Source organism: Brevundimonas sp., from assembly GCF_030656255.1.
Classification (GTDB): domain Bacteria; phylum Pseudomonadota; class Alphaproteobacteria; order Caulobacterales; family Caulobacteraceae; genus Brevundimonas.
Map to the genome: position 1 here is coordinate 1 of NZ_JAUSOE010000075.1, position 25,902 is coordinate 25,902.

Sequence of the window (25,902 nt, forward strand, 5' to 3'; positions counted from 1 at the left end):
TCGTCGTCGCCCTTCGCGACGACGACACCACTCGGCGCCGTTGCGCCGATACGGAAGACAAGACAACGCTCTTCCCGTCCGTCGGCGTCGGCGAGCCGGCGGCGCTACGCGGTTGCGAACGTCTGAGGGCGCCGCAGGCAATAGTCCGATGCTCACTCACTGGCATGAGAGAAACCAGCGGTGCTAAATCAACCCGTCCTTCAAACGTCGGAGCCTGGTATGGAGAAGATCACCGTCGCCGTGCTGCGAACCCAAGGCGGATGGCGCGTCATGAAAGACGATCGGCAGATCGGTGAATATGACTTCCGTGTCGATGCGGAGGACGCCGGATTAAAGCTGACGCGGCAAATCCATCTCTCAGGCCGCGACGTGGAGCTTCTCGTGCAAACCGAGGGCTCCCACGACGTCACGCCGATGCGAGGCTGGGAGACGGTTCACTGAAGAGAGGACGGCCTGTCTACGGGCCTTATTCTGCGGCGGAACCGGTCCAGCCGACGGGACGCCAGCCTGCCAAGAAAGGCCTCCATCGCCCCCTGAACGGGGCCGCTGATGTCACGCTTGCGGGCGTCCATGTCGAGGACATGCGCCGCCTTTTTTTCGGGAATTCCAGCCAGAAGCAAGGCGCGCGTAGTCGTCGCGGGTCCCAGCGCAGAATCTGACGGGCGACTTTCAACTCAGCGGCCGGGGCCGCGTCGGGACCTCGATCGGCCAGAGGCCGACAAGCGGGCGGCCCGATCTTGGCTGCCCGGGCCAAATACAAACGGCGACCTCGTCGAGGCCGCCGTTCAGATCGTCTCAGATTGCAGCAAGGGCGTGACGGATCTCAGTCGAGAAGCGCCAGCCGGTCGAGGGTGCGGGGAGTGTCCGCCGCCGGCCGATAGGCGACGGCGGCATGCAAGGCACAGAAGGCCCCCCGGGTCACCGGTTGACCGCACAGACTGAAGTCAGCGGCTCCGGGCTCACCGAAAGGCCAACGGCACTGGCAGCGCCGCACCGAGAGGACTGTTGCCAGGCCATGTTCAGCCGCGACTACGGGACGAGCGTCGATCGGCCGGGTCGCCAGGGACCTGGCCGGCGAGAGGCCGACCGGCTTCGGACGGGCGTCAGAGCCTTTGGGCGGGCGGCCGGAACGGCCCGCCGACAGACCTATGCGATGGACCTTGCCGAGCACGGCGCTGCGCGTGATGCCATTGGCGAGATCGCGGGCGATCTGCTCGGCGGTCTGGCCCTCGAGCCAGAGTGTCTTCAGACGACCGATGCGGTCATCGGTCCAGGCAGAGGCGGTCATGGGAAGCTCCGATGCTGACGAGCCCGATCGGCTCGCCCTGCGCCGCCCTGCCTTTCCCTCCCTCCCCAAAGGAAACGGCCCGACGCTCGCGCGCCGGGCCGCTCTCATTCGCCCGCTGTCTAGAACGGGATGTCGTCGTTTAGGTCGTAGCCACTGGCCGGCTCCTGGACCTGGCGACCGGAGTCGCCCTCGTCCTCGGCGGCGCCATCGGAAGCTTCGCGCCGGTTCTTCAGTCGGATATCCCCGACGATCACGCGCATGTCGTAGTGTTCGACACCGTCCTTGCCGGTCCAGGTGTCGTTCTCGACATGACCCTGGATCACGACGCGGCTGCCTTTGCGGGCGAACGGGCCGATGTATTTCTCGGCCGTCGCCTCGTTGAAGCAGATGCAGTTGAAGCCGGTCGTGCGTTCGCCGGGCGTGCCGTCGGCCTTGCGGAAACGGGTAGTCTCGAGCACGCGGAAGCTTGCCCGCTTCTTGCCCGAGCCTTGAGCCGAGAGGACGGAGGGGTTGGCCGTCAGATAGCCTTCGATGATCACGGTTTGCATGGTCAGTCTCCTGAGAATTGAATGTTGATGAGGGATCAGGCGGCGGCGCGGTCGGCGCTGCTGTCCTGGATGTCGCGTTCCTCGGCCCAGTCGAGGACGGTGAGCCGGTTGATGACCAGTTCCTTGGCCGTCCGCTCGGTCCCGTTCTTGGCCGCGTAGGCGGTGTCGATGAAAGCGCCGATGACCACGGCCTCACACCCCTGCGCGAGGCCCCGGGCTATGACCTTCTCGTTGAGGCCTTTGGACCAGCTCACGCAGTTGACGCCGACCAGCCGATCCTTGCCGGCGTTGTCGACGCCGCGGCTTTCAAGCAGGCGAAACACCGCCTTGCCGAAGTCGTCGGTGATCTGGGGGTCGGCCGCCAATCGGCCGGTGAACATCACGTTTTGCATGTCAGTCTCCTGGATATCCGAAGCCGTCGGGGAGCCGATCTCCCCAATCCCGCTTCACCCGGAAACTCCCTTCCTCCGCTCCTTTGGACGGTGTTCGGTCGCGCACGCGATCCTGGGCCTCACCGACATTGCCGAACCCACAATGTGATCCTATATTGGATCATATTAGGAGGCTTGTTCGATGCCCGATCCCCAGTGGACTCTGCCCGAAGCGGCGTTCGTCCTTGATCAACCGCTCGACGCGATCAAACGCGACGTCAACCGCCGACCACTCAAGCCAGAGGCCTCAGGTCCGGCCAAGCGCGCTGTGCGATGCGTCGGCCTGACCGATCTCGTCTATCTCGACATGGTGGCCACCTATCGCCACACCCTGACGCCTTCCGCGCTCGACGACCTGTATGTCGCCGTGATCAAGGAGTCTCCGCAGTCCGCCAGTGTTTCTGTCGGGCCGCTCATCGTGCAGTTGAAGCGGCATCGGACAAATGTCGCGCAACGCCTGAAGGCGCTGGAGGCTGTGGATCGCGCCATCGAGATCAAACACGGCGCTCCCGTCGTAAGAGGCACCGACATCGAGGTCCACCGCCTAGCGGCGCTCTCGGCAGGCGGAGCCACCGATGAGGAGATCCTCGAGGACTACCCGTCGCTGTCGCTCGCCAAGATCAAGGCGGCGACCGCTTATGCGCGCGCCCATCCCAAATCCGGTCGCCCTTACCCGGCGACGTCGGCGAAGCGCGCGATGCAGGGAGCCGACCTTGGCGGGCTCGAGCCATTCATGCGGCCGAGGGGATGATCTATCTGCTTGACACCAACGTCGTCAGCCAGAGCAGCAAGCCCAAACCGTCCGCCAACATCCTGGCCTGGCTCCGGTCGGTCGATGACCACGAGCTCTGCATCAGCGCCATGACTGTCCGCGAGTTGCGATACGGAGCGGAGCGGGCGACAGCCGCTGACCATCCTGCCGCCGCGGCGATCACACAGGGCGTGGACGCGGTCATCGCCGCCTATGCGGGCCGCATCCTGCCCATCGACGAAGCCGTGGCCGCCGTCTGGGGCCGGATGCTGGCCGAGCGCGACGGCGACGAGGAGGATACCGCCCTGGCCGCGACCGCGCTGGTCCACGGTCTGACGCTCGTCACCGCCAATATCAAGGATGTGACGGGTCGCGGCGTCCCCCTTCTGAACCCGTCCCGGTCCCCGCCGAAGGCGACGCCGGTCTGACCCGCTCAGGCGGCCTGCCCGTCGAGGACGGTCTGAACCGGATGGCGGCGCAGCACCGCCTCCAACACGGTCGGCCGCTCAACCGGGACGAAGACCCGAGGCGTGTAGGCGATGATCTCCACGAAACAGCCCGAGGCGACCAGGGCGTCGCGATCCGTCCGGCCTCCCACCACCTCGATGCGCCAGCGGTCCATAACGCGGGACCGCTTCAGCCACAGCCCGCCCTCCAGCGATAGCTGGACGTTGCGGTCGAGGATCGTGGCGGCGGTTCTCGCGCCGTCCGCCCAAACCTCGGCGACGTCGGTCAGACCCAGGCTCGTCTTCAGAGTTCGAGCCTGAACCTGGTCCAGAACCCGCCCCAGCCAGCGGCGTCCGTCCGGCGCCCGGACCCGGCGAACCGAGCAACCCCGCGCCGGCAACCGGCCCCAAATCGGCAACAGCAATCCCGTGGCAAGCGTCAGTTCGCGCGTCCGCCAAGGGTCGGTCCCGGCGACCTCTTGGTCCCAGACCCGCCGCCAGGTCGAAACCTCCGCTGGCTTCCACGCCGACTCCTCGAACGTCTTCTCGGCCATCGTCTGGCGATCGTCGGGCCGAACCAGCCGCACGGCGGTGATCAGGCGGTTCTCGTCCGTCGAGGTGGTCAAGCCGAGTTCCGCAATCGCGGCGCGGCCCGACTTCTCGTTGACGACCAGCTGGTGGGCGACATCCTTCGCCCAAGTCAGGGCGGCGTCGGCGACGAGGATCTCGCGCCTTACCTTGAGCGAGAAGGTCACCAGAGCCGTCTCGGCGCCGGTCGAGACATCGGTCCGGATCACTTCCTGATCCGTGACCTCCAGTTCCTCGGCCTCGATGTCCTCCAGCCCGCGGTCCAGTTCACCGGAGGCGGCGGCTCGATCGAGGATGCCGGACAGGATGCGGTCGAAGTCCGCGAACAAGGCGTTCTGGTCGGCGATGCGCAGCGCCAGAAGCCGGTTCAGGAAGGTATGGATCGGCGGCAGGTCGTCGGAGGGTTTGAGGCCGCCGTCGTCGTCGAGCAGCTTCAAGCTCGTCTTGGCCACGAAGGTCTCAAGCGTCATCGAGTCCAGCTCCCCGAAGGCCAGTGCGCCGTAGAAGACCAGCAATGCCCGGCGCGCCCAAGGGCTCTCCAGATTGTCCTCGGCGCGGAACAGGCCGGCTCCGGCGGTGCGCCGTTCGCCGCGCGTGAGCGCGCCCAGAGAGTCCAGCCGGCGCGCGATCGTCGAGGTGAACCGCTTCTCGCCCTGGATGTCGGTGGTGACGGGCCGGAACAGGGGCGCGGATGCCTGATGCGTCCGGTGGGAGCGGCCAAGGCCCTGGATGGCGGCGTCGGCCCGCCAGCCCGGTTCGACCAGATAGTGGACCCGCCGCTGCTGGTTCGGAGCCGACAGGTCGGCATGGTAGCTGCGGCCGGTTCCGCCGGCGTCGGAGAAGATCAGCACCCGCTTGCGGCCCGACATGAAAGCGTCGGTCTCGGCGCGGGCCGCGGAGGCGCCCCGCCGCTCCACGACGCGACGACCGTCCCTCACCACCACCCGGCGCGACCGGCCCGTGATCTCGGCGACCGCGTCGGTCCCGAAAGCTTCCAGCAGGGCGTCGAGCACGCCCGGCACAGCGGGCAGCAAGGCCATCTTCTCGATCAGGGCCTCGCGTCGGGCCAACGCCTCCTGACTGAGGGCGGGACGACCGTCGTCTATGACCGGGACCATGGTGACATTGCCGTCATCGTCCTCGACCGCCTCCATCAGATGCACGGGAAAGGCCTCGCGCAAATAGTCGAGGACGTATTCTCGCGGCGTCAGGTCGATGGAGAGGTTGTTCCATTCCTCGGGCGGGATCGAGGACAGCCGCCGCTCCATCACCGCCTCGTTTGTGGAGACAATCTGGACCACGGCCGAGCGCTCCGAGGCGAGGTCGTCGCGGATTGACGCGATCAGGCTCGGCGCCTTCAGGCCAGCCAGAAGGTGACCGAAGAAGCGCAGTTTAGCGCCCTCGAAAGCGGAGTGGACCGCGGAAGCCGCCATCGCGCTCTTCGGCTTGCCAGCCTCGTCGCTGAGACCGGTCGCCTTCAGCGCCTCTGCCAGATTGGCGTGGATCAGCTGGAAGGCGTCGGCCCACTGGTCCCATACGCCGACGTCGTCTGGCGTCAGCGGATGGACCAGGGGTTCGTACTCGACGCCCTCGAACGACAGCGATCGCGCCACATAAAGCCCGAGCGCCTTGAGCTCGCGTGCGACCAGCTCCATGGCCGCGACCCCGCCCCGGTCCATGGCGTCCAGGAAGTCGGCGCGGGACATGAACGGCGCTTCGGGCCCGCCCCACAGGCCAAGACGTGCGGCATAGGCGAGGTTCTCGGCCGTGGTGGCGCCCGTGGCCGAGACATAAAGTATCCTGGCGTTCGGCAGACGGTTCTGCAGCGCCAGCCCCGCCATGCCCTGCAGCGAGGCCTTCTTCGTCCCCCGCGCGCCCTTGCCGCCACCGGCCGCGTTGGCCATGGCGTGGGCTTCATCGAAGGCGATGACGCCGTCGAAGTCCTCGCCCAGCCAGGCGACGATCTGGTCGAGGCGGGAGGGACGGACGCCCCGCGCCGGCTGACGCAGGGTCGCGTAGGTGGTGAACAGAATACCCCGGTCCAGCCGGACCCCGTCTCCCTGCTTCCAGCTCGACAGCGGCACGATGTCGTGGGCCCCGCCGCCGATGGCGCCCCAGTCGCGCCGGGCGTCCTCCAGCAGGGCGTCATTGCGGGAGAGCCAGACTGCGCGCACGCGCCCCTGGCTCATGTTGTCTGCGACGATGGCGGCGATCTGCCGCCCCTTGCCGCAGCCGGTGCCGTCGCCGAGGAAGAAACCCCGACGGAAGGCGAACGCTTCGCTTTGATCATCGCGCACGAGCGCCACCTCATGCGGTGCTTCGCCGAGGCGGAACCGGCCGGGCAGGAAGGCCGCATGGGCCTCGCCGGCGTAGATCACCGTCTCCGTTTGGGCGTCGGAGATCCGGCCCTGGTTGAGCACCGCCGGCGGCAACACCGGCCGGTAGGTCGGCGCGGGCGGCGCGACTGAGGCCATGGGCCCGGATTCGACCAGGGGTGAAGGGTGAGGCCGGGGATCGGGCAGGACGATCCGCGCCAGGGCATGCGCCTGATAGAGGCCGACGTCCCGGCCCTCTCCAGCCCAGGGCCGCGCCTCATAGGCCAGGGGTGTTGCTCCGGCCAGGAAGGCCAGTCGGCCTGCGGGAAGGGCCAGCCCGCGGTCGCGCGGCGCGAGGAAGGCGGCGGCGTCCAACGTCAACCGCACGCGCGGGCGGGCGGTGCCGCGATTCGGAAGGCTCGCGAGAATCCGGGCGGTCGCCTCCAGATCCTCGGGTTGGTGAAGAAGGCCGTCCCAGACGGCTGTCCCGCCGCGATCCATAACCAGCAGGCCGGTCTCGACCGAGGTGCCGTGTTTGGCGAAAGCGCGCGCGGGAAACGCCACGGCGGCCACCATGACGCCGTGGCCTTCGAGCACCCGCCTCAGATCGGTGTCGGCAAGGGCGGTGAGGGGCACGATCGCCGCCATCCGGCCGCCGTCCGCCAGAACCTTGACCGACGCGATAAGATGGGCCTGAAGATCCGAGAACGGCGGGTTGCAGACCACGACGTCGAACGCCCCGGCGTCCCCGAGGAGGTCGGGTAGATGGCGGCCATCGTGCCGCCGGCGCGTCGCCTTGGCGAACAGTCCGTCGAGGAGCGCGGCGCGCGTGGGCGCAAGCTCGTTTAACGTCAGGCTCGCCCCGCACGCTTCGGCCACTACGGCCAGCAATCCGGTCCCGGCCGAGGGCTCCAGCACGAGGTCGCCCGGCCGAACCTGCGACGCCAGCACCGCGAGGGCGGCGAGTTGGGGCGGGGTGGAGAACTGGTCCAGCGCGACCTGTTCCTCACTGCGCCGGCTGTGGGTCAGGCCAAGCGCTGAGACCGCGGCGAGCAGAGCGGCGATCTCGGCCGGGGCGTCCTCGAGCCGGGCGATCTGCGGCGCGAGGCGGCGGATCTGAAGCACCGTCGCGGCCTCGATAGCGTCATAGGCGTCGCGCCAGGTCCAGCCGCCCTCGGCGTCGGACGCTCCGAACGCGGTGGTCATCACCTCGGCCACGAGACGTCGATCCAGCGGGCGCGAGCGGGCAAGATGGATGGCCAATGCACGGGCAGCGGCCAGGATGTTGGCGGGGAGATTCCCGACGGCGAGGTCGGCGAACAGCGACAGGTTGCGGATCGTTGACATGGAAGGCTCCGATCGCCTGGAGCGGAGGGCTCCTCCCTCTCGGTCCTCCAGGCTCGCTTCGCCCCGCCCTCCCTTCGTCTCCCCGACAGTCGCGTCGACGCGCACGACGACAGAGAAACACCGTCCCGGCAGGTCGCCGGGGCGGTGTTTCCGTGTGCGGATAATCAGGCGGCGGCGACGTCCAGGGCCGCCTTGCCCGCCGGAGTGACGACGAAGGCGCCGGCCCCCTCGTCGTCCTCATCGACGCCATCGCCGGCGGCCTGGTCCTCGACGTCCGGGGCGTCCTGATCGGCGTCGATCGGGGCGGCCCAGGACAGGGCGGCCGGAGCCCAGGTCCGTTGCGCGGCCTGTTCGGCCACCCAGTCGACCAGCTCGGTCTTGCGGAGCGTCTTCGCCCGCTCGTCCTCTGCGCCCATGGTCTCGAGCATGCCGGTCAGCAGGCCCTTGGAGTGGGGCTGCAGGAAGGGGGCGTCGGGTGTCCAGTGTAGAGTGATGTCCGCCTGGCAGAGAGCGGCCAGCTCCGCCGCCTCGGCCCGGGCGCTGCGGCGGATGGAGAAGGTCTTCTCCTCCCGGACGTCGAGGCTGATGGCGGTCAACTCCGCCAGCAATCCCATCTTCTCGCCGTGGGCCAGCCCATGCACCCAGCCGATCACCGTCTTGCCGGACGCTTCCCAGGCCGTGCGGCGATCTTCGAGCCGGCGACGCACGTCCCCGTCCAGGGTCTCAATGACCCGGCCATTGGCGGGATTGAACCCACAGGCCGTGATGGCCAGGGCTGAGTCCACGCGCCCGATGTGGGCGCGCCGGACGAGGACGGTGAACAGCCGGGCGATCAAGGCCGTCAGCCCCGCCCCGGGATCGTCGGCCAAGGCGCGGATCAGGCCGCGCGTCGCTACATCGGTCCGCACGGTGTGAAGGGCGTGGTTCACGCCTTCGGTCTCCGGCTCCGGAGCCTCGACTTCCGGCGGGACATAGGCCGGTGGCGCCGAGGTCCGACGCGCGGCCTCCGGCGCGGCGTCCTCATCCTCATCGTCGATCTCGGGTTCCTCCGGCGTGTAGCAGCGGACATCGACGCCTGCCTCCGCGGCCGGCCACAGGACCATCGTCGTTACGACCCGGCCCCCGCATCCAGTCTGGTCTGATGCGATCCTGGCGTGGATCATATCGACGATCGCCAGATCGGCGACGTCGGGGTGCTCGACGTCCGCCAGGGCGATGCGCGCTTTCTCTGTCCGATCGTTGAACACCTCCCGCTGCGCCCGATAGCGCGCCATTTCTTCGGCGGGGAGTGAACCGCCATACACATAACCGAGCGCCTCCAGATCATCGGTAAGCTCTGGCTCCGGGCCGGCGGTCACGTGAACCGAGATCCCTTCGGCCTCGAACACGGCCGCGATCCCGCGTGCGCGACGGGTCCAGACGTCGGTCAGAATGTCCGGGTCGAGCAGGACCGGCGGAAGCTCGCCGAACAGATCGCTCTCCGTCCGCCCCCCGGCGTCGGCATAGGCCCGAGGATCGACCAGGGCGCAGCGGCGATCGCGCGTGGTGACCCGGCTGTCGTCGAGACGTTCGCTGACCCGCCATTCCTGAAACCCATGGCCGTCCAAGGTCATCTGGGCGAGAGCCTCCTGCTCCTGGCGATCCGGCAGCCGTGCCAGCAGCCGGGTCTGGCGAAGGGTGATGCGGCCCGCCTTCAGCGCCACCAGAGCGGCCGGCGCGACCCCGGACAAGGCGGCCAGCCGTTTGATCTCGATCTCGTCATAACCGAGCGCCCGCGCCATGGCGGTGATCGTCAGTTTCGACTTCAGCATCCGGCCGATGGCCGCGATGACGTCGGCCACGTGGACCGGGACGGCGGTATTGGTCAGCAGGACCGCCGCCGCCTGGCGCGCCGGATCGGTCTCGACATAGGTCCGGACCGGATAGTCCTCGTCGATGTCGCCGGCCTCCAGCAGGATAGCCAGCGCCAGACGACGACGACGACCGTCGAGGGCCATGAACGGCTGCTCCTTTTTGCCGCGACCGGGCCTGACGGTCACGGGCTGCAACTGACCGGCCGCCTTCAGGGTAGCGGCCAGGGTCGGAATATCGTCGTCGGGCGGTTCGCCATAGCGCAGGTTCTCTCGCGCGATGCCGAGATCCCCGAGGCGGACGATGCGTTCCACGGGCGTGAAGATGACGGCCGCGGTCGGGGTTTCAGGAATAGAGGTTGTTGGGGTGATGACGGGAACGAGGTCGCTCATGAGGTCTCTCCTGCCGGGCGTCGGGGCCCATCCCTGCCGCTCCGGCGCCCCTCAGCGCCCTCGCTCCCCCTTTTGCGACGTTGCCGCGACCGCGACCTCGTTCCAGTCGCCGAACGGCGGGTCGGGCCATGACGCCTCGACATCAAGTCCATCGCGGACCAGGCGGCGGCGGAGCCGGGACGCCGCCGCCTCACCGGCCTCGCCTCGATCGGCGGCGATCAGGACCCTGCGCACGCAGGCGGGCGGGCTCCAGACGGCGAGGTTGTTGGCGGCCATGAGGGCCCAGCCGGGAAGACCGAAGCGGTCCATTGCCGACAAGGTCGTGACGACCCCTTCGCCCACCAGCATGTTTTCGGCCGCAGGCGAGAGGCGAACGGCCGCGCCGGGGGGCACCTGACCCACGGTCTTGCGAGCCAGGCGCAGACCGGCAGCGAGCAGCCCGTTGGTCTCGAGATATGTCAGTTCGACCGCCGTCAGACGATCGTCGGCGTCGCTGATCCGGGCGATCAGAGCCGGACGCGAGCGCCCGCCGCTCCGATACACCGAGAGTGGCGCGGCCGGGTGCAGCCGAAGATTGGAGACCGCGTCCCCGGCCAGAACGGCGCGCCGCTGTAGATAGAGAGCGGCCGGACCGTGGGGTGTTCGCCCCGTCGTCGCGGTCCACAGACGCGACGCGGTCTCCACGCGAAAGCGCCGGTCCGGTCTCGGCGATGAGGACCGTCCGCGCCCGCCGCCGGTGAGCCGACCGGCGTCGTCGATGAAGCCTCGACCGCGAAGATCATCCCGGGCAGTGCGCCAGTCGGCGCCGCCGAATCCGTGGATGATGACGCGATCATCGGCCAGCATCAGAGAAACCGAACGATCCGCCGTGCTGTGACCGGGTGCGGGGATGCTGGCGCGTGAGCCCCCGGCGTAAAGGTCGCCGCCCAGGGCGGTGACGATGGCTTTCAGGGTCATGGCGGCCTCAGATCAGGCCGAGCTGTTTGAAGCTCGCCGTACCCTGGCGGCCGATGACGAGATGGTCGTGGACCTGCAGGCCGAAGACGCGCGCATCGTTGATCTGCCGCGTCATTTCGATGTCAGCGCGCGAAGGCGTCGGATCGCCGGACGGATGGTTGTGGACCAGAATGAGCGCGGAGGCCGAGACTTCGAGCGCGCGCCGGATAACTTCCCGGGGGTAGACCGGCGCGTGGTCAACGGTCCCTTCTGCGAGGAATTCGTCCCGGAGGAGGACGTTCTTTCGATCCAGGTAGAGGGCGCGGAACTGCTCCCGGGGTGCGTGGGCCAACGCTGAGCGCACATAGGCTATAAGGCATGACCAGGACGATACGACGGGACGTCGGCAAGCTTCCGACCGGGCCAGACGGACGCTCAACTGCTGCAGTAGTTTGAGGTCGGTGATCGTGGTCGCGTTCAGTGAAGCGGCCCGGGCGAGTTCCGGCGGGTCGGCAGCGACGACGGCTGCCACCGAGCCGAAGACCTTCAGCAAAGTCTCAACGACCCGGGGAATGTCACGCTGTGGCAAGGTGCGTGTCATCAGCAGGGAGAGTAGGGACGCGTCGTCCAACTCCGGCTGACGTGCTCCCGGTAGATCAAAAAGCGACGCCGAGAGACGATCGGAAGGCTGGGGCGTCGATGAGGGCAAGGGTCGCATCACGGGCTCCTGGACTGTTCCACCCCCGCTCGGGGCGGCCGCCTCCGCCCTTCCTTTTTCTCCGGTTCACTGTTGGCGAGGTACGCCGCGGGCGTCAGGTTGGCTCCTGAAATGGCTCCTCATGCTCGCCGGCCACGCCTCGTTTCTGGCCAGACGTCTCGAAGTGGCGGGACGCCGAGACCCTCGAAGTCCGCCCCATCTTTTTTCTGGTCACCCTCAGGAATGGCCTGATCTTCCTGTTTGCGATCCCGATCTTCGAGCTGCTCGAACATGCCCAGACGAGCGGCTGGATCCAGACGGTGTTCACACTGCCCTGAGCCAGGCGCCGCGAACTTGCTGGACCGCCTAAAACCAAAAAGCCGCTTGGCTGGTGGACGGGGCTTCGCACCAGAGTTGCTAAGCTCACCGCCAGGATCCGCGCCTGCTGACACGACAGGAAGGCCTCGAGCGGTCTCCTATCCCGGCTGCGCTCCGGCGGTTGCCGCCGAAAGAGCCCGGGCCTCGCTGCGGATGCGCACCCACATCATCGCTGCGTTGAGAAGGCTGAATATGATCGCATAGCCGACCAGTCCGAAGGCCAGCGGCAGGACCGCGATCGAGGGCGACCACGACATAGTTGGGATGGGAGACGAAGCGATAAGGCCCCCGAGTGACCAGCGGCGCGCCTGGCAAGGTGATGATCCGGGTCGTCCAGCGGGAACCGAGAGTGGCGATCACCCAGACCCGGCCTGCCTGGAGCAGAACGAAGACGGCGAGCAGGGCAAGGTTGACCGGCCTGTCCCACGCGAACGCCCACAGTCCCAGAAGCCAGGCCCCGTGCAGGAGGACGATGAAGACGTAGTGGTCCGCGCCCGTCTCGACGGCGCCCTGGGCGCGCAGACGGTGAGTGTTATACTCGGCCAGAACCAGTTCCCCGAGCCGCTGCGCGGTCACCAGGGCGAGGACGACGAAGGGCTGCATCCGCCGCCGCCCTCAGGGTCACGGTGCTGAGGGTGAAACCTGGCCCCAGGGCGGTCACGACCGACCGGTTCGGCAGGCCCTGTCGTCTCGCCCGGTCGAGGACGTAGAGGACCGTCGGCGCGGACATGTTGCCGTGGTCGGCCAGAACCTCCCGTTCGTGATCCAGACTGCCCTGATCGAGGGACAGGGATCCCTCCAGGGCGTCGATGACCTTCATTCCGCCCGGGTGACAGATGAAACGATCAACATCCTCAAGCTCCAGGCCCTGGCGTTCGAGCATCCCGACCATCGCCGGTCGGAGGTTTTCGCGGGCGAACGGAGGAATGGCGCGGTCGAAGATCACGCCCAGACCGGTCGGGCCGACGCGCCAGCCCATGACGTCCAGACTTCCGGGCCAGGTGTGTTCGCCCGCCGCCTCGATCGAGGCGAAGCCCGCCTCGCCGCCGCAGCGCACCACACAGGCGGCCGACCCGTCGCCGAACAGCGCCGTCGCAACAATGTCCGCCTTGGTCAGATCCTCCATCCGGAACGAAAGGGTGCAGAGCTCGACCACGACCACGAGGATCACGGCCCCCGGCGAGGCCTGGGCCAGCCTTCCCGCAAGGGCGAGGCCCGTCGCTCCGCCGGCGCAGCCGAGGCCGAAGACCGGGACCCGCGCTGCATCGGAGCGAAATCCCATCCGGGCCATGGCGCGGGCCTCAAGGCTGGGCGTGGCGATGCCCGTCGATGAGACCGTGATGACCACGTCGACATCGGAACCTTTCAGGCCTGCTTGATCGAGAGCCGCTTCCGCGGCTCTGGCGAACATGCCGACCGCGATGTCGAGATAGGCCTGGGTCCGTTCCGGCCAACTCCGTGGAGTGAGATACCAATCCAGGGGCATGGCCGATTGCCGCGTCCTGATCCCCGCAGTGTCGAACACGGGCAGCATCCGGTCCATTCCGGGAAACCGGTCTCTAAACAGCGCCTGAGCGACCCGGACCACGTCCGTCTGGGTCATGACATTCGGCGCGTTTGCGGTCGCGATGGAGAGAAGTTTGGCGGAAGCCGGCATCGAGGTTCGCTCCGGTCGGCATCGGTTGCGACCCGAACGCTAATCGCGCGAAAGCTTCAAGGTTCCAAAAAGGCTTACAGTACAGCTAGATAAGAACCGGCATCACTCGCAAAAGCACCCAGAAGCGGAAGCATAGCGTTCGAGGATGAAGCACGAAACAGCTCCCGAGATGGGCGGTCGGCGTGCCTCTCGACCAGTTCATTCTCGACCGCTATCTCGCCAGCGCCGGTCAGAATGAGACGTCGTCGGGTCTCAAACGCCGTAACCCGCAAGGTGGACCGGAGCGATGGCCACGGCCTCACGTCTCTTTTCACACCGTCGGTTTCGGTGTGAGGTTGGCTGAAAGCCTGGCGAGACGACGCGGCAGATCCCGTTCGATGGTTCTCTTCTGATAGGGACTAAGCTTGCGCCAGCCCGCTATCTCCGGGCGCGTTCGACCACAGCCTTCGCACTGACCCGAGCGGCCGTCGAAGGTGCAGATATCGATACAGGGCGTGCCGGTCATGAAGGAACTACCCGGCCAGGGCCATGACGGCCTGCCAGGTGAGAACCAGGCCGACGATGGCGATCAGCCCGCCTGAAAAATAGGGCGCTTTCCGCGCAAAAGCCGCGAAACCTCCCGACCAGCGCTTCTCCGCATGCCGCATCCCGATCGCCGCTGCGACACCGACGGTGACCATGGTCGCCGCCAATCCGATCGAAAAGCACAGGACGAGGGTCGCACCCAAGGCCACCTGCTTCAGCTGCAGGCAGAGCAGCAGGACGGTGATCGAGGCCGGGCACGGGATCAGGCCGCCTGTCAGGCCGAAGAGCATGATCTGCCAGGTGGTCACCTTGCGGTTGGCGAACCGTTTCTTGATGTCGTTGGCGTGGGCGCGTTCATGGGCGTCCTGGTGGCCGGGGTTTGAGACATCCAGGCCGCCGTGGTCATGACCATGCTCGTGATCGTGTTCGGCGAACTCGACGTCGAAGTCATGGGTGTGATTGCCGTGGCCCAGAACCAGCCGCGCCGTGAAGGCGTGGGGTTCGGGAATGACGTCAGCCGATTCGAGATAGCCGTCGCGTGTCTCGAAGTGGAATGTCTGGACGGAGCCGTCCGCGCGCGTGGTGGCGACCTTGATGTCGCCGGCCCTCGGGACAGGACCGTGATCGGGGGCAAACCGGAAGCGCGGCGGAATACCGTCCTCGAAGATACTCAGGCTGACGACGCCATGGCCCGTGTCGATCCAGCGCGTCTCGTCGTGGGTGTGGTCATGATCATGCTCGTTATGGACGGCGTTCTGCTCGCGCCATGTGGCCAACAGCATCCAGGCGGCGACACCGAGGATGATCACGGCCGAGGCCAGTTGGAACCAGCCCTCCGAGGCTTCGATGTCGAAGAACTGACCGAAGTAAAGACCGGTCAGGGCGATCGCCCAGACGATGGCCGTGTGCGACAAGGTCGCCGAAAGCCCGAGCAATACCGCCTGCCAGACCGTCCCGCGCACGGCGACGATGAAGGCCGCCATCATGGTCTTGGAATGCCCCGGCTCAAGACCGTGAAGCGCCCCGAGAAGGAGGGCCGAGGGAATGAACAGCCAGGCATGGGCCGAGCCCTGCGCGAGCAGGTCCGCAAACGGAGTCATCGGCGTCTCACAGGTATTTGGTGATGTCTTTGAACTCGGCCATGGCCTGCCGCGCCTCAGCCGGATCGCCCTCCGCCGCATGGGCGAGGCAATGGTCGATGTGATCGTGGATCAGGGCCTTCTTGGCCGCCGCCACGGCCTTCTCGATTGCGTGAAGCTGCTGGGCGAGGTCGAGGCAGGTGCGGCCGCCCTCGATCATGGCGATGGTTTTCCGCAGATGTCCCTCGGCGCGTTTGAGCCGATTGACGATCTCGGGATGGGATTTATGGACGACGTGGGCCATAGCAAGATGCTATCCCCCCGGAGGGGATAAGGCTAGCCCCCTGGCTCGACCCGCAGGATGATCTTCGATGTTTTCCCCGCTCCGACATGCCGGTTATCGGCACCTGTTTACGGCTCAGGTCGCGGCCCTGCTCGGCACGGGCATGGCGACGGTGGCGCTGGGTCTGCTGGCGCATGATCTGGCCGGGGCCAATGCCGGCGAAGTCTTGGGGATGGCCCTGGCCATCAAGATGATCGCCTATATCGGCGTCGCGCCCTTCGCGAGCGCCCTGGCGGCCAGGCTTCCCCGCAAGGCCCTGCTGGTCTCGCTGGATGTCGTCCGGGCCTGTGTCGCCGGCGCCTTGCCGTTCGTTGGCGAGGCCTGGGAGGTCTATGCCCTGATGACGGTGCTGTACGTCGCCTCGGCGGCCTTCACCCCGGCGTTCCAGGCGATGATCCCCGACCTGCTGCCTGACGAGGCGGAATACACCAAGGCCCTGTCGCTCTCGCGCCTCGCGGCCGATCTCGAGAGCGTGGCCAGTCCCGTGCTGGCGGCCGTGCTCCTCGCCTTCATGAGCTACAACAATCTGTTCGCCGGGACGTCCCTCGGCTTCGTTATCTCGGCCCTTTTCGTCGTCACGGCTGCACTGCCGGTACTGACGCAGACGGCTCAGAAACCCTTCATCCAGCGGCTCACGGGCGGGGTTCGCCTGTTCGCTTTGACGCCACGTCTGCGCGGTCTGATCGCCATCAGCATCGCCGAGGCCGCCGGCGGGGCCATGGTGTTCGTCAACACGGTCGTCCTGGTGCAGTCCCGCTTCGCCATGTCCGGCCAAGCCGCCGCCTGGGCGCTAGCGGCTTTCGGGGCGGGGTCGATGGCGGCGGCGATCGCCCTGCCTCGCCTGCTGGACCGGGTCGCAGACCGGACCGCCATGTTGTGGGGCGCCGCGATCATGACCCTGGTGCTGCTTGGGGGATCGGTGCTGGCGACCACCTATGTCGCCCTGCTCATCCTCTGGGCCGTCATGGGCGTCGGCTATTCGCTGACCCTCACACCGGCGGGTCGCGCCTTGCGTCGGTCTTCCAACGCACAGGATCGTCCGGCCCTGTTCGCGGCGCAGTTCGCCCTGTCCCACGCCGCCTGGCTGATCGCCTATCCGGTCGCCGGTCTGGTCAGCGCGGCTGCGGACCCCAGCGCGGCCTTTCTGGTGCTGGCCGCCCTGTGCGCGTTCGGAACGGTCCTAGGATTTGTAGTCTGGCCTGCGAACGACCCGACGGACCTGCCGCATCGGCATGACGCACCGGCCGAAGACGATCCGCATCTGGACGGTCAATCCGGAGAGGCGTTGCACAGCCATCCCTTCGTCATCGACGAGCGCCACCCGCGATGGCCGACGACGAAGGAGTGAGCCCAAGGCGGGAGACATCCGACCGTAAGCCTCAGTCGACGAAATCGACGCTCTCGTAGTCGCCCGAGGTTTGAAGCGTGATGGTGACACGCTCGCCGCTGCGGTTACGCCAGAACCAGCCGTGATGACCCGCGAAAGCGGCCGTTAGCACCCCCGTCTCGCGGGCGGAGGTTCCCTTGCTATAGCCGTGATAGGTGATCCCTTGGCCGTCACCATGGGTGTCATAGTTCACCGCCGGGCCACTGGTGGACCAGGTGAAGTTCGCCTTCGCGCCGTCCCCCATGGCCATTTTGATCTCGGCCCCCTCGTCAGGCTCAAGGGTCAGGGACGTGCGATGGCTGCGACCCGCCGATGCGCCATTGGTTGTCGTAGCTGCGGCTGCCGTCTGGGTCGTGACCGCTGGCGGGACGGCTTCGGTCTTGCCAGACCTGGCCGGCTCCTGAGTTGCGGTGTCTGGTGAGCCCACTGGTGCGGCTGCCGGCAAGGCAGGCGCGGTCCTCGTGGATGTAATGACCGCCGCCGTTGAGGCCGCTTCAGCCGCAGCTTCAACGGCGAGTTGGCGCTTGATCCGGCCCATCTCGGTCAGCCCGAAGACCGAGCCGATGCGGGTAGGATCGACGCCGTACTCGGCTGGAAGGACCACGGTGACCAGCAGGGCCGAGGCGATGACGACGGCGACGCCGGTAGACTTGAGCAGCTTGGCCGTCGACGGCAGTTCGGCGGGATCGGGTTGATTGAGATTTTGCATGGAAGGTCTCCCGTCAGGCGACGAAGAAGCCGACGAGCTGATAGCCCGTCAGGATGAAACCGAGGATCATGAGGATGACGTTGGCCAGATAGGCGTGGCGCCCGAAGCTGGCGGTCCGGCGCCAGAATCCCATGGCGATCAGGATGGCTCCGAGCGCCAGAAGCTGGCCGATCTCCACGCCGATGTTGAAGGCGATCAGGTTGACCAAGAGGCCGTCTGAAGACAGCTGGAAGTCCTGCAGTTTGGTCGCCAGACCCAGGCCGTGGAACAGACCGAACGCCAGGGTCGCGGCCCTGGCGTCCGGCTGGACACCGAACCAGCGTCGGTAGGCCCCCATGTTGTCGAGCGCCTTGTAGACGACGGACAGGCCGATGATGGCGTCGATCAGATAACTGGAGACGTTGACGTTCAGCATCACGCCCAGCAGCAGGGTCGTCGAATGCCCGACGGCGAACATGGTGACGTAGAGGCTGATATCCTTGAGGCGGTAGAGGTAGAAGATCACCCCGAACAGGAACAGCAGATGGTCGTAACCGGTGACCATGTGCTTGGCCCCCAGATAGACGAAGGGCCAGAAGACGATGCCGGACGTCTCCTGGATGTAGCCCTTGTCCCCTGCCGCCACCCCGTGCGCCAGGGTGGCGGTGAACAGGCCGTTGAGGAAGAGCACCAACAGGCCTGCGCTCAGCAGGCCGATGGGCGTTCGCAACCAGGCGGTCGCGCGCTGGAGACGCGGGTTCATGAAGTCCTCCGGGAGTATGCGAAGGGAAGCCGCTCACGCCACGACCGTCTGACGCCGTTCGGCGAAGACGGGCGGCCGTGGACGAGGCTGTAGAGGGCGGGGAGCACGAGCAGGGTCAGCAGGGTCGAGGAGATGATCCCGCCGATGACGACCGTGGCCAGCGGGCGCTGGACCTCGGCGCCGGCTCCGACGTTCAAGGCCATGGGCACGAAGCCGAGGCTGGCGACGAGCGCCGTCATCAGCACCGGGCGAAGACGGGTCAGCGCCCCCTCCCGGATTGCCTCGCCAAGAGGCTTCCCTTCGGCGATCAGGCTGCGGATGAAGGTGACCATGACGACACCGTTGAGCACGGCGACCCCGGACAGGGCGATGAATCCGACCCCCGCCGAGATCGACAGAGGCAGCCCACGCAGCATCAGGGCGGCCACCCCTCCGGTCAGGGCCAGAGGCACGCCGGAGAAAACGATGGCCGAGTCCTTGACCGAGCGGAACAAGGCGAACAGCAGGCCGAAGATCAGCAGCAACACCGCGGGAACCACGAGTTGCAATCGTTTGGCGGCCGAGATCAACTGCTCGAACGTTCCGCCATAGGTGACCCAATAGCCGGCCGGTATGGCGACCTCAGCATCGACCCGGTCCTGAACCTCGCGGATGAACGAACCCAGGTCGCGGTCGCGGACATTGGCCGTGGTCACGATGCGGCGTTTGCCGTTCTCTCGGCTGATCTGGTTCGGACCCTTTGTGAGTTCGATCGTGGCGACCTCATTCAGGGGCACGAACTGACGCGGCTGTCCTTCGCCCGCCGGGAGCGGGACCTGGAGACGACCGATGGCGTTGGTGTCGGCGCGCAGACGCTCGGGCAGGCGGACAACGACGTCGAAACGACGGTCACCCTCGAAGATTTGCCCGGCGGTCGTGCCGCCCATTGAGGTGGAGATAACCGACTGGACGTCTTCGATGCTCAGGCCAAGGCGCGCCATGGCGGGTCGGTTGGGTGTGATCTGGAGCACCGGCAGGCCGGTGATCTGTTCGGTCTGGGGATCGGCGGCCCCGTCCACCGAGGCCACGATGGCTTCGATCTCGGCGCCGAGGCGCAGCAGTTCGTCGAGATCGTCGCCATAGACCTTGATGGCGACGTCGGCCCGCACCCCGCTCAGCAGTTCGTTGAACCGCATCTGGATCGGCTGGGTGAACTCGTATTTGCTGCCGGGAATCTCATTCACGGCCTCTTCCATCTCGGCGACGAGGTCGCCGCGAGACTTGCGAGGGTTCGGCCAATCCTTCCTGTCCTTCAGCATGATGAAGGTGTCGGCGACCGAGGGCGGCACCGGATCGGTGGCGACCTCGGCGGTGCCGATCTTGGCCACGACCCGCTCCACCTCGGGGAAGCGGGCGATGCGGGCTTCCAACGCAGTCTGCATCTGCACGGCCTGGGTCAGGCTGGTGCCCGGGATGCGCAGGGCGTGCATGGCGATGTCGCCTTCGTCGAGATTGGGCACGAACTCCGAGCCCATCCGCGACGCCCCGAACCCGGCGAGCAGCACCAGCACGACCGCAATGCCGATCATCAGGCTGCGGGTCCTGAGCGCGAAGTCGAGCGCCGGCTGATAACCCACCCGGGCCCAGCGCATCAGGAAGCTGTCCTTCTCCTCGACCTTGCCGGTGACGAACATGGCGACGGCGGCGGGTACGAAGGTCAGGGACAGCAGGAGCGCTGCCGTCAGGGCGATGACGACGGTGATCGCCATCGGGTGGAAGGTCTTCCCCTCCACCCCGGTCAGGGCGAAGATGGGGACATAGACCAGGGTGATGATCATGACCCCGAATAGCGAGGGCCGGATTACCTCGCTGGAGGCGGTCGCCGCCAGATCGAACCGTTCCTCGCGGGTCAGGATACGACCCAGGCGATGCTGGGCCTCGCCGTAGCGCCTGAGGCAGTTCTCGACGATGATGACGGCGCCGTCCACGATCAGGCCGAAGTCGAGCGCGCCGAGGCTCATCAGATTGCCGGAGGTTCCGGTCCGCACCATGCCGGTGATGGTCATCAGCATGGTGACGGGAATGACCGCCGCCGTGATCAGGGCCGCGCGGATGTTGCCGAGCAGCAGGAACAGCACGACGATGACCAGCAGGGCGCCCTCGACGAGGTTCTTTTCGACGGTGTGGATGGCGCGTTCCACCAGTTCGGTGCGGTCGTAGACCGGCGTGGCGACGACACCGGGCGGCAGGGCCTTGGCGGCTTCCTGCAGGCTGGCGGCGGCGGCCTGGGCGACGATACGGCTGTTCTCGCCAGCCAGCATGAGAACCGTCGCAAGGACCGTCTCCTTGCCGTTCTCGGTCGCGGCGCCGGTGCGAAGTTCCTGGCCCATTCCGATGTCGGCGACGTCCAGGATGCGGATCGGAACGCCCCCACGCGTGGCGATCACGATGTTGCCCAGGTCTTCACTCGTCGAAGCCTGCCCCGGCACCCGGATCAGATACTGTTCGCCGAAGCGCTCGACATAGCCCGCGCCGACGTTGGCGTTGTTGTTGTCCAGCGCTTCGACCACCTCGGCCATGGTCACCCCGTAGGCCGCCAGCCGCTGCGGATCGGGTGTGACGTGATACTGACGCTCGTAGCCGCCGACGGTGTTGACCTCGGTGACACCGCGCGTGTTGCGAAGCTGGGGCCGGATGACCCAGTCCTGAAGCGTGCGCAGGTCTTCGGTCGTATAGGGCTGGCCGTCGGGACGTCGTGCACCCGGCTCGGCCTCGACCGTATACATGAAGATCTCCCCGAGGCCGGTGGCGATAGGGCCAAGTTCAGGGGTGACGCCGGGGGGAAGCTGACCGAGGGCGCTTTGGAGGCGCTCATTCACCAGTTGGCGTGCGAAATAGATGTCGGTGCCGTCGTCGAAGATGACGGTCACCTGGCTCAACCCGTATCGCGAAACCGAGCGGGTGTATTGAAGGCCCGGAACGCCTGCGACGGCGGTCTCGACGGGGAAGGTGATGCGCTGTTCGGCCTCCAGCGGCGAATAGCCGGGGGCTTCGGTGTTGATCTGAATCTGGACGTTGGTGATGTCCGGAGTGGCGTCGATCGGCAGGCGCTGGAAGCTCCAGACGCCGATGGCGCAGGCCAGGAGGACGAGCCCCATGACCGCCCATCGGAAGCGGATCGACAGGGCGATGATGCGTGCAAGCATGGTTCTCGCGCCCCCTAGTGATCATGGCTCGCGCCGGACTTTTCGATGTCCGCGCGAATGAGGAAGGCGCCGTCCACGACGTATTCGGTTCGGGGTTCGAGCCCGCCAAGCACCTCGGTCCACTCGTCGGTCCTTCGGCCCAGTTCGAGCATCCGCACCTCATAGGTGTTGCCGACCTTGGCGTAGACGACCTGGAAATCGCGGAACGGCTGGATGGCCTTGGTCTGGTAGGCGAGAGGCACTGCACCCTCACCGACCTGAACGGTGCCCTGTACTCCCAGGCCCGGCCGCCAGACGCCGCCCTGATAGGCCAGTTCGACATGGGCGATCAGGGTCTGGCTCATCGGATCAGAGCCGGGCAGGATGGTTTCGATGACGCCATTGAAACGGTGGTCACCTGCCAGACTGGTGACCTCGACCCGCTGGCCCCGGCGGACACGTTCTGCATCGCGCGGATAGAGGGCGAACTCGGCATGGAGGCGGGTTGGGTCGCCGATCACCAGCATCGGCTCGCCGCCCGCGCCGGTGATGGCCCCGGCGTTGACGTTCTTGGCCATGATGACGCCGGAGATCGGCGCGGTGACGGAATAGGTCTGGAGGCTCTCGCTGGACTCGACCCGCGCCACAACCTGGCCTCGCGATACGCGCTGGCCCAGTTCGACGTTCAACGCCATCACCCGACCCGGATAGCGGGCGAAGACATCGCTCTGGCCCTCAGGCGTGATCTCGACCCGACCGCTCAACGGCAGAGACTCGCCCAGGACTGCGGAACCGGCGCGCTGCGTGGTGACGCCACCGGCGCGGGCGGCGTCGGCTGAGATGACGGTGCGACCCTCATAGGACTGGTAGGCCCAGGTCGATCGCTTGCCGTTCTGGGTCGCCGCGACCGCCACGTCGAAGGAGTGCGGCTCGGAGACGACACCGGGGCTGGCGAGATAGTCCTCGGTCGGGATGAAGGTGAACCGATCGACCTTCGGCCCGAGACGGGTCAGGGCCATGGTCGCCTGGACCTGACGTGGATCGAGCGGCTTGTCCTTCAGATAGGGATAGAGCCGGAACAGGGGCTCTGGTCCTTCCTCGAAGATGGTGATCTCAAGGGCGAAGTCTCCGTCGCGGAGCATCCGGCCTCGGTGAGGGCCACGCTCATAGTCGGCGGCGGCAGCCTCGCCGTTTTCGCCTGCCTTTTCGGCGGGCTTGTCTCCGCAAGCGGCGGCGGCGAAGGCGAGGACGATCGCGGACGCAACGAGCCAGCGCCGCGAAGGTGTCAGGCGGATCATGGTTGAGTCTCCAGGGCGAGGATCAGGTCGCCGTGCGCGCCGGTCAGTCTGTCGAGGCGGGCGCGATCGATATGGAATTGCTTGAGCACCGCGACGCGGCGGGCGCGGGTCTGCAGCAGGGCGGTCTGGGCGGAGATGACGTCGTTGTAGGTGAAGCCGCCCCTGTTGAAGCCGTCGCGCACCAGAACGACGGCGCGCTCGGCCTGGGGAAGGGTTTCCTGCCCGATCCTGCGAGCTTCGCTGGCTCGGGCCATGACCTGAACCTGCAGGCGCGCGATCTCACGTTCACGGTCGATGCGGGCGGCGGCGAGATCACCCTCGGCGGCCAGCCCCTCCGCTCGGGCGCGGTCGATGGCCCCGAGGTTCTGGTCGTAGCGACCAAGGGGAATCGACGCGCCGACGACAAAGCCGAGGTCGTTGCCGTCCCCGAAGTGACGGACGCCGGCGCTGACCGTGGCGTCCGACCGGGCGCGGGCCGTCTCCACCGCCACCCGGGCGACGGCGATGTCGCGCTGTGCGACGAAGATGTCCAGGTCCGCCTGGGCGACCCCATCCGTGACGTCGAGCGCCGACCGGGTGTCGGCGAAGGTCTCGGCGCCAAGGGTGAAGTCCGATGACCCATCCCAGAACCGGGCCAGCGAAATGTTGGCGACCCGGACGGTAATCCCGGCCTGATCGAAGTCGATCTGGGCCTGAGCCAGTTCGGCCTCGGCGCGCGCCCCGGCGAACAGAGGATCGCGCGCCATGTCCACGCGGCGACCGACCTCGGTCTGGAACCGTTCGGCGAGGTCAAGGCGCTCGCGGGCGATCTCCAACTCGGCCTGAGCCGCCAGAGCTTCCGCCCAGGCGCGCTGCACCTGTTCGAGCCGGTCCAACTGGCGAATGCGCGCGGTGGCGTCGACCAGCAGCCCTTCGGCTTCGGCGAGAGAGACACGGGCGGACCTGTCACCGCCCCGCTCGAACCGTTGCTCGACTGTGAGCGTGGTCTCGGTCCGACGGAACAGGTCGCCTCCGCCGATGGTCGGAAAGTTCTCGACCATCACCCCAAGCGTGGGGTTGGGACGAACGTCCGCCTGACGCACGGCTGCCCGCGACGCCTGTCGCCGGGCCTGGGTCGGTGCCAGTGAGGGATCGACCAGGGCGGCTCGACGCAGCGCCTCGTCCAGCGACAGTACAGGCGCGGTGGACGTGGCCGCCGCATCCTGTGCGACAGCAAGGGTCGGCGGCAGCGAGGCCGCCAGAATGAGCGCGAGGGCCGACACGGCCGTCAGTCGCGCCCACGGCCCGGCAATGCCGGACGATGGGGTCTTCAAGGGATTCTCTCCGGGAAACGGGGGTGCACGCGCGACCGATTGGCCGCGTCGGATCAGATGATCGTGCGCGTCCGTCTGGGAGGGTATTCAGGCCCGTCGCCGTCGTGGGCCGGACGTGCGCCATCGCCCGCCGGCTGGATCAGCACGGCGTTCATGGCGACGAGGGGGCTCAGATCGCGGTTGAGGATCGGGATGGCGGTGTGGCTGTCGCCGCTCGTATGGTGGTGATGGCTTGCTGGACGCCCGGCCTCGCCCTCGTCTTCGCCGTCTTCGGCTTGATCCAGTGGATCCTCGGCCGGCGCGTCGGGGGCGATATGGACGTGCAGCGAGCCATGATCGACGTCCGCGATCTCTGCGTGATCACCGTGGCCGATCGCGACTGCCGGCCAATCCGACGCATGGGCAATCTGGTGCCGCCCTTCCTGAACCCCATGCAGACTCAACGTCGCCACGAGGGCGGCGCACAGGCTGACGCAAATGGTGCGAAACAGGCGAGACAAAATTGAACGGCTCCTTCATCCGCCATAGTGCGACCCGATCCCAATGGCAACGGTCGAGGTTGCCGCATCACGATATGGCTAGGATTCGTCCTTCAGGTGGATACGTGATGGCGGAGGTCGGGAGCTCCGTTGACGGCTGCGACGATGCGAACATTGATCGATCCGCCAGTCGTGGTAAGGGGCGGCATGGGAGTGACTCACTATCATTCTCAAAATGTTTTCTTGGTGGGCTGCGGGTCGCTGCGGCGCCAGTGCGGCGCCGACCGGTCGGGATTGACCGACGCCGAGGCAGTACCCACGTCTCGTGGCCCGGGGTCAGGCCGGCGCTGCGGGCCGGGCTCGCCGGCTTTCGAACCGGCGTCGGATCCAGGTTCGCCCAGGTTTCTCAACGAGCAGATGCAGGGCCGCCGCGATCAGCGCCGTGACGACGAACAACCCTGCCAGTTCGACTGGCGTGATGCGGAAGGCGCTGTCGATGCCGCGCAGTTCGGCGACCACGCCCTTGAAGGCGACGAGGACGGGCATGTGCACGAGATAGAGGGCGAAGGAGGCTTCACCGGCGAAAACCAGCGCAGGGGCGGCGAGAGGCCCCTCGCAGTCCGCGCGTGCGAGCAGGGACCAGGTCAGGATAACGGGGGCTGAGAGGGCGACGATGATCCGGTCGTCCAACGACAGCTGCATAGCGCCGAGCAACACGAGGGTAGCAGCCAGGGCGGCGGCGATGGCGACGGGCCGGCTCCAGCGCCAGCGATGGCCCAAGCCGTAGAGCGCCATGCCGATGAGAAAGGCCGGCGCTATGCGCAAGATGCCCATGTCGTCCTCGGCCCGAGGCAGAACCTTGCCGAAGGTTGAGACGTAGGCCGCGTCGATGACAACATAGCTGACGATGCCCAAGCCGAGCAGGAACCAAGGACGATGTCTCATCCGGATGGAGAGAAGGGCGTAGGCCGGGAACAGCAGATAGGCGAACCATTCCGCCGAGAGCGACCAGGACGGGCCGCTCCAATTGTATCCGATTTCGCTTGGAAACCACGCCTGTACCAGGAACAGGGTCTTGAAGAAGCCCTCTGTCGTGTAGGTCGAGAGATCGAACGGAACGCCAGAGATTGAAGCTCCGAGCACCATGATCAGAACACCGCCTAAAATCGCCAGATGGAGGGGATAGAGCCGAGCCAAGCGGGCCACGAGGAAGCGCCTGTAGCTGAACGTTCCTGCGG

The 25,902-nt window shown here is 67.0% G+C and carries 23 protein-coding genes; 4 read left to right on the plus strand and 19 right to left on the minus strand.

Features of this window, described 5'->3' with window-relative positions; translation table 11 throughout:
* The first annotated feature begins 219 nt into the window (after window positions 1-219).
* Window positions 220-441: a hypothetical protein gene (locus tag Q7J26_RS07790; RefSeq protein ID WP_035305764.1), complete on the plus strand. Its 222-nt coding sequence runs from the start codon at window positions 220-222 to the stop codon at window positions 439-441.
* A gap of 382 nt (window positions 442-823) precedes the next feature.
* Here Q7J26_RS07790 and Q7J26_RS07795 read toward each other — a convergent pair whose 3' ends face one another.
* The 3 genes from Q7J26_RS07795 to Q7J26_RS07805 form a co-directional block, all read right to left on the minus strand.
* Entirely contained in the window at window positions 824-1,288 is a 465-nt protein-coding gene (locus tag Q7J26_RS07795) for a GcrA family cell cycle regulator (RefSeq protein ID WP_035305766.1), read from the minus strand.
* 119 nt (window positions 1,289-1,407) lie between these two features.
* Entirely contained in the window at window positions 1,408-1,836 is a 429-nt protein-coding gene (locus Q7J26_RS07800) for a single-stranded DNA-binding protein (protein WP_035305768.1), read from the minus strand.
* A 35-nt stretch (window positions 1,837-1,871) separates the two neighbouring features.
* Entirely contained in the window at window positions 1,872-2,216 is a 345-nt protein-coding gene (locus Q7J26_RS07805; protein WP_260394869.1) for a hypothetical protein, read from the minus strand.
* 193 nt (window positions 2,217-2,409) lie between these two features.
* Here Q7J26_RS07805 and Q7J26_RS07810 point away from each other — a divergent pair, with 193 nt between their 5' ends.
* Together Q7J26_RS07810 and Q7J26_RS07815 are read left to right on the plus strand one after the other, a co-directional pair.
* The gene (locus Q7J26_RS07810; RefSeq protein WP_035305776.1) at window positions 2,410-3,018 is read left to right on the plus strand and encodes a DUF433 domain-containing protein; all 609 of its coding nucleotides are present in this window, start codon (window positions 2,410-2,412) and stop codon (window positions 3,016-3,018) included.
* A complete protein-coding gene (locus Q7J26_RS07815; protein WP_035305778.1) occupies window positions 3,015-3,446 on the plus strand; it encodes a type II toxin-antitoxin system VapC family toxin in 432 nt (143 codons plus the stop codon). Before Q7J26_RS07810 ends, Q7J26_RS07815 begins: the two co-directional genes overlap by 4 nt.
* A 5-nt stretch (window positions 3,447-3,451) precedes the next feature.
* Here Q7J26_RS07815 and Q7J26_RS07820 read toward each other — a convergent pair whose 3' ends face one another.
* The 9 genes from Q7J26_RS07820 to Q7J26_RS07860 all read right to left on the minus strand — a co-directional run bounded on the left by Q7J26_RS07820 (window position 3,452) and on the right by Q7J26_RS07860 (window position 15,533).
* The gene (locus Q7J26_RS07820; protein ID WP_304935915.1) at window positions 3,452-7,714 is read right to left on the minus strand and encodes a strawberry notch-like NTP hydrolase domain-containing protein; all 4,263 of its coding nucleotides are present in this window, start codon (window positions 7,712-7,714) and stop codon (window positions 3,452-3,454) included.
* Between the two features lie 164 nt (window positions 7,715-7,878).
* Window positions 7,879-9,957: a ParB N-terminal domain-containing protein gene (locus tag Q7J26_RS07825; protein WP_304935916.1), complete on the minus strand. Its 2,079-nt coding sequence runs from the start codon at window positions 9,955-9,957 to the stop codon at window positions 7,879-7,881.
* Window positions 9,958-10,008: 51 nt separating this feature from the next.
* Window positions 10,009-10,914 (minus strand): toprim domain-containing protein, encoded by a 906-nt coding sequence (locus Q7J26_RS07830; protein ID WP_304935917.1) that lies wholly within the window; start codon window positions 10,912-10,914, stop codon window positions 10,009-10,011.
* A gap of 7 nt (window positions 10,915-10,921) precedes the next feature.
* Entirely contained in the window at window positions 10,922-11,611 is a 690-nt protein-coding gene (gene radC, locus Q7J26_RS07835; protein ID WP_304935918.1) for a DNA repair protein RadC, read from the minus strand.
* Window positions 11,612-12,013: 402 nt separating this feature from the next.
* Entirely contained in the window at window positions 12,014-12,571 is a 558-nt protein-coding gene (locus tag Q7J26_RS07840; RefSeq protein WP_208861697.1) for an isoprenylcysteine carboxyl methyltransferase family protein, read from the minus strand.
* Window positions 12,501-13,571 (minus strand): type III polyketide synthase, encoded by a 1,071-nt coding sequence (locus Q7J26_RS07845; protein WP_304935919.1) that lies wholly within the window; start codon window positions 13,569-13,571, stop codon window positions 12,501-12,503. Before Q7J26_RS07845 ends, Q7J26_RS07840 begins: the two co-directional genes overlap by 71 nt.
* Before the next feature lie 364 nt (window positions 13,572-13,935).
* A complete protein-coding gene (locus Q7J26_RS07850; RefSeq protein WP_135194134.1) occupies window positions 13,936-14,130 on the minus strand; it encodes a DUF1289 domain-containing protein in 195 nt (64 codons plus the stop codon).
* Between the two features lie 7 nt (window positions 14,131-14,137).
* On the minus strand, window positions 14,138-15,250 hold the full coding sequence (locus Q7J26_RS07855; RefSeq protein ID WP_154725908.1) for a nickel/cobalt efflux transporter: 1,113 nt from the start codon (window positions 15,248-15,250) through the stop codon (window positions 14,138-14,140).
* A 7-nt stretch (window positions 15,251-15,257) separates the two neighbouring features.
* Window positions 15,258-15,533 (minus strand): metal-sensing transcriptional repressor, encoded by a 276-nt coding sequence (locus Q7J26_RS07860; protein ID WP_088582496.1) that lies wholly within the window; start codon window positions 15,531-15,533, stop codon window positions 15,258-15,260.
* A 67-nt stretch (window positions 15,534-15,600) separates the two neighbouring features.
* Between Q7J26_RS07860 and Q7J26_RS07865 the strand changes: the two genes are divergently transcribed.
* Window positions 15,601-16,920 (plus strand): MFS transporter, encoded by a 1,320-nt coding sequence (locus Q7J26_RS07865; RefSeq protein WP_088582497.1) that lies wholly within the window; start codon window positions 15,601-15,603, stop codon window positions 16,918-16,920.
* Between the two features lie 31 nt (window positions 16,921-16,951).
* Here the strand turns inward: Q7J26_RS07865 and Q7J26_RS07870 are convergent, their stop codons facing one another.
* From Q7J26_RS07870 to Q7J26_RS07900, 7 genes are all read right to left on the minus strand, one after another.
* Entirely contained in the window at window positions 16,952-17,668 is a 717-nt protein-coding gene (locus Q7J26_RS07870; protein ID WP_135194137.1) for a transmembrane anchor protein, read from the minus strand.
* A 13-nt stretch (window positions 17,669-17,681) separates the two neighbouring features.
* A complete protein-coding gene (locus Q7J26_RS07875) occupies window positions 17,682-18,410 on the minus strand; it encodes a HupE/UreJ family protein (RefSeq protein ID WP_035308114.1) in 729 nt (242 codons plus the stop codon).
* A complete protein-coding gene (locus tag Q7J26_RS07880) occupies window positions 18,407-21,595 on the minus strand; it encodes an efflux RND transporter permease subunit (RefSeq protein ID WP_035308111.1) in 3,189 nt (1,062 codons plus the stop codon). Before Q7J26_RS07880 ends, Q7J26_RS07875 begins: the two co-directional genes overlap by 4 nt.
* A gap of 14 nt (window positions 21,596-21,609) precedes the next feature.
* Complete coding sequence (locus Q7J26_RS07885) at window positions 21,610-22,872, minus strand: efflux RND transporter periplasmic adaptor subunit (RefSeq protein WP_304935920.1); 1,263 nt, start codon at window positions 22,870-22,872, stop codon at window positions 21,610-21,612.
* Window positions 22,869-24,185, minus strand: coding sequence for a TolC family protein (locus Q7J26_RS07890; RefSeq protein ID WP_184279850.1), 1,317 nt, complete (start codon window positions 24,183-24,185; stop codon window positions 22,869-22,871). Before Q7J26_RS07890 ends, Q7J26_RS07885 begins: the two co-directional genes overlap by 4 nt.
* Window positions 24,186-24,238: 53 nt before the next feature.
* On the minus strand, window positions 24,239-24,685 hold the full coding sequence (locus Q7J26_RS07895; protein WP_088582500.1) for a hypothetical protein: 447 nt from the start codon (window positions 24,683-24,685) through the stop codon (window positions 24,239-24,241).
* 315 nt (window positions 24,686-25,000) lie between these two features.
* Window positions 25,001-25,902: acyltransferase (locus Q7J26_RS07900; RefSeq protein WP_304935921.1), on the minus strand; the 902-nt coding region annotated here is incomplete at its 5' end.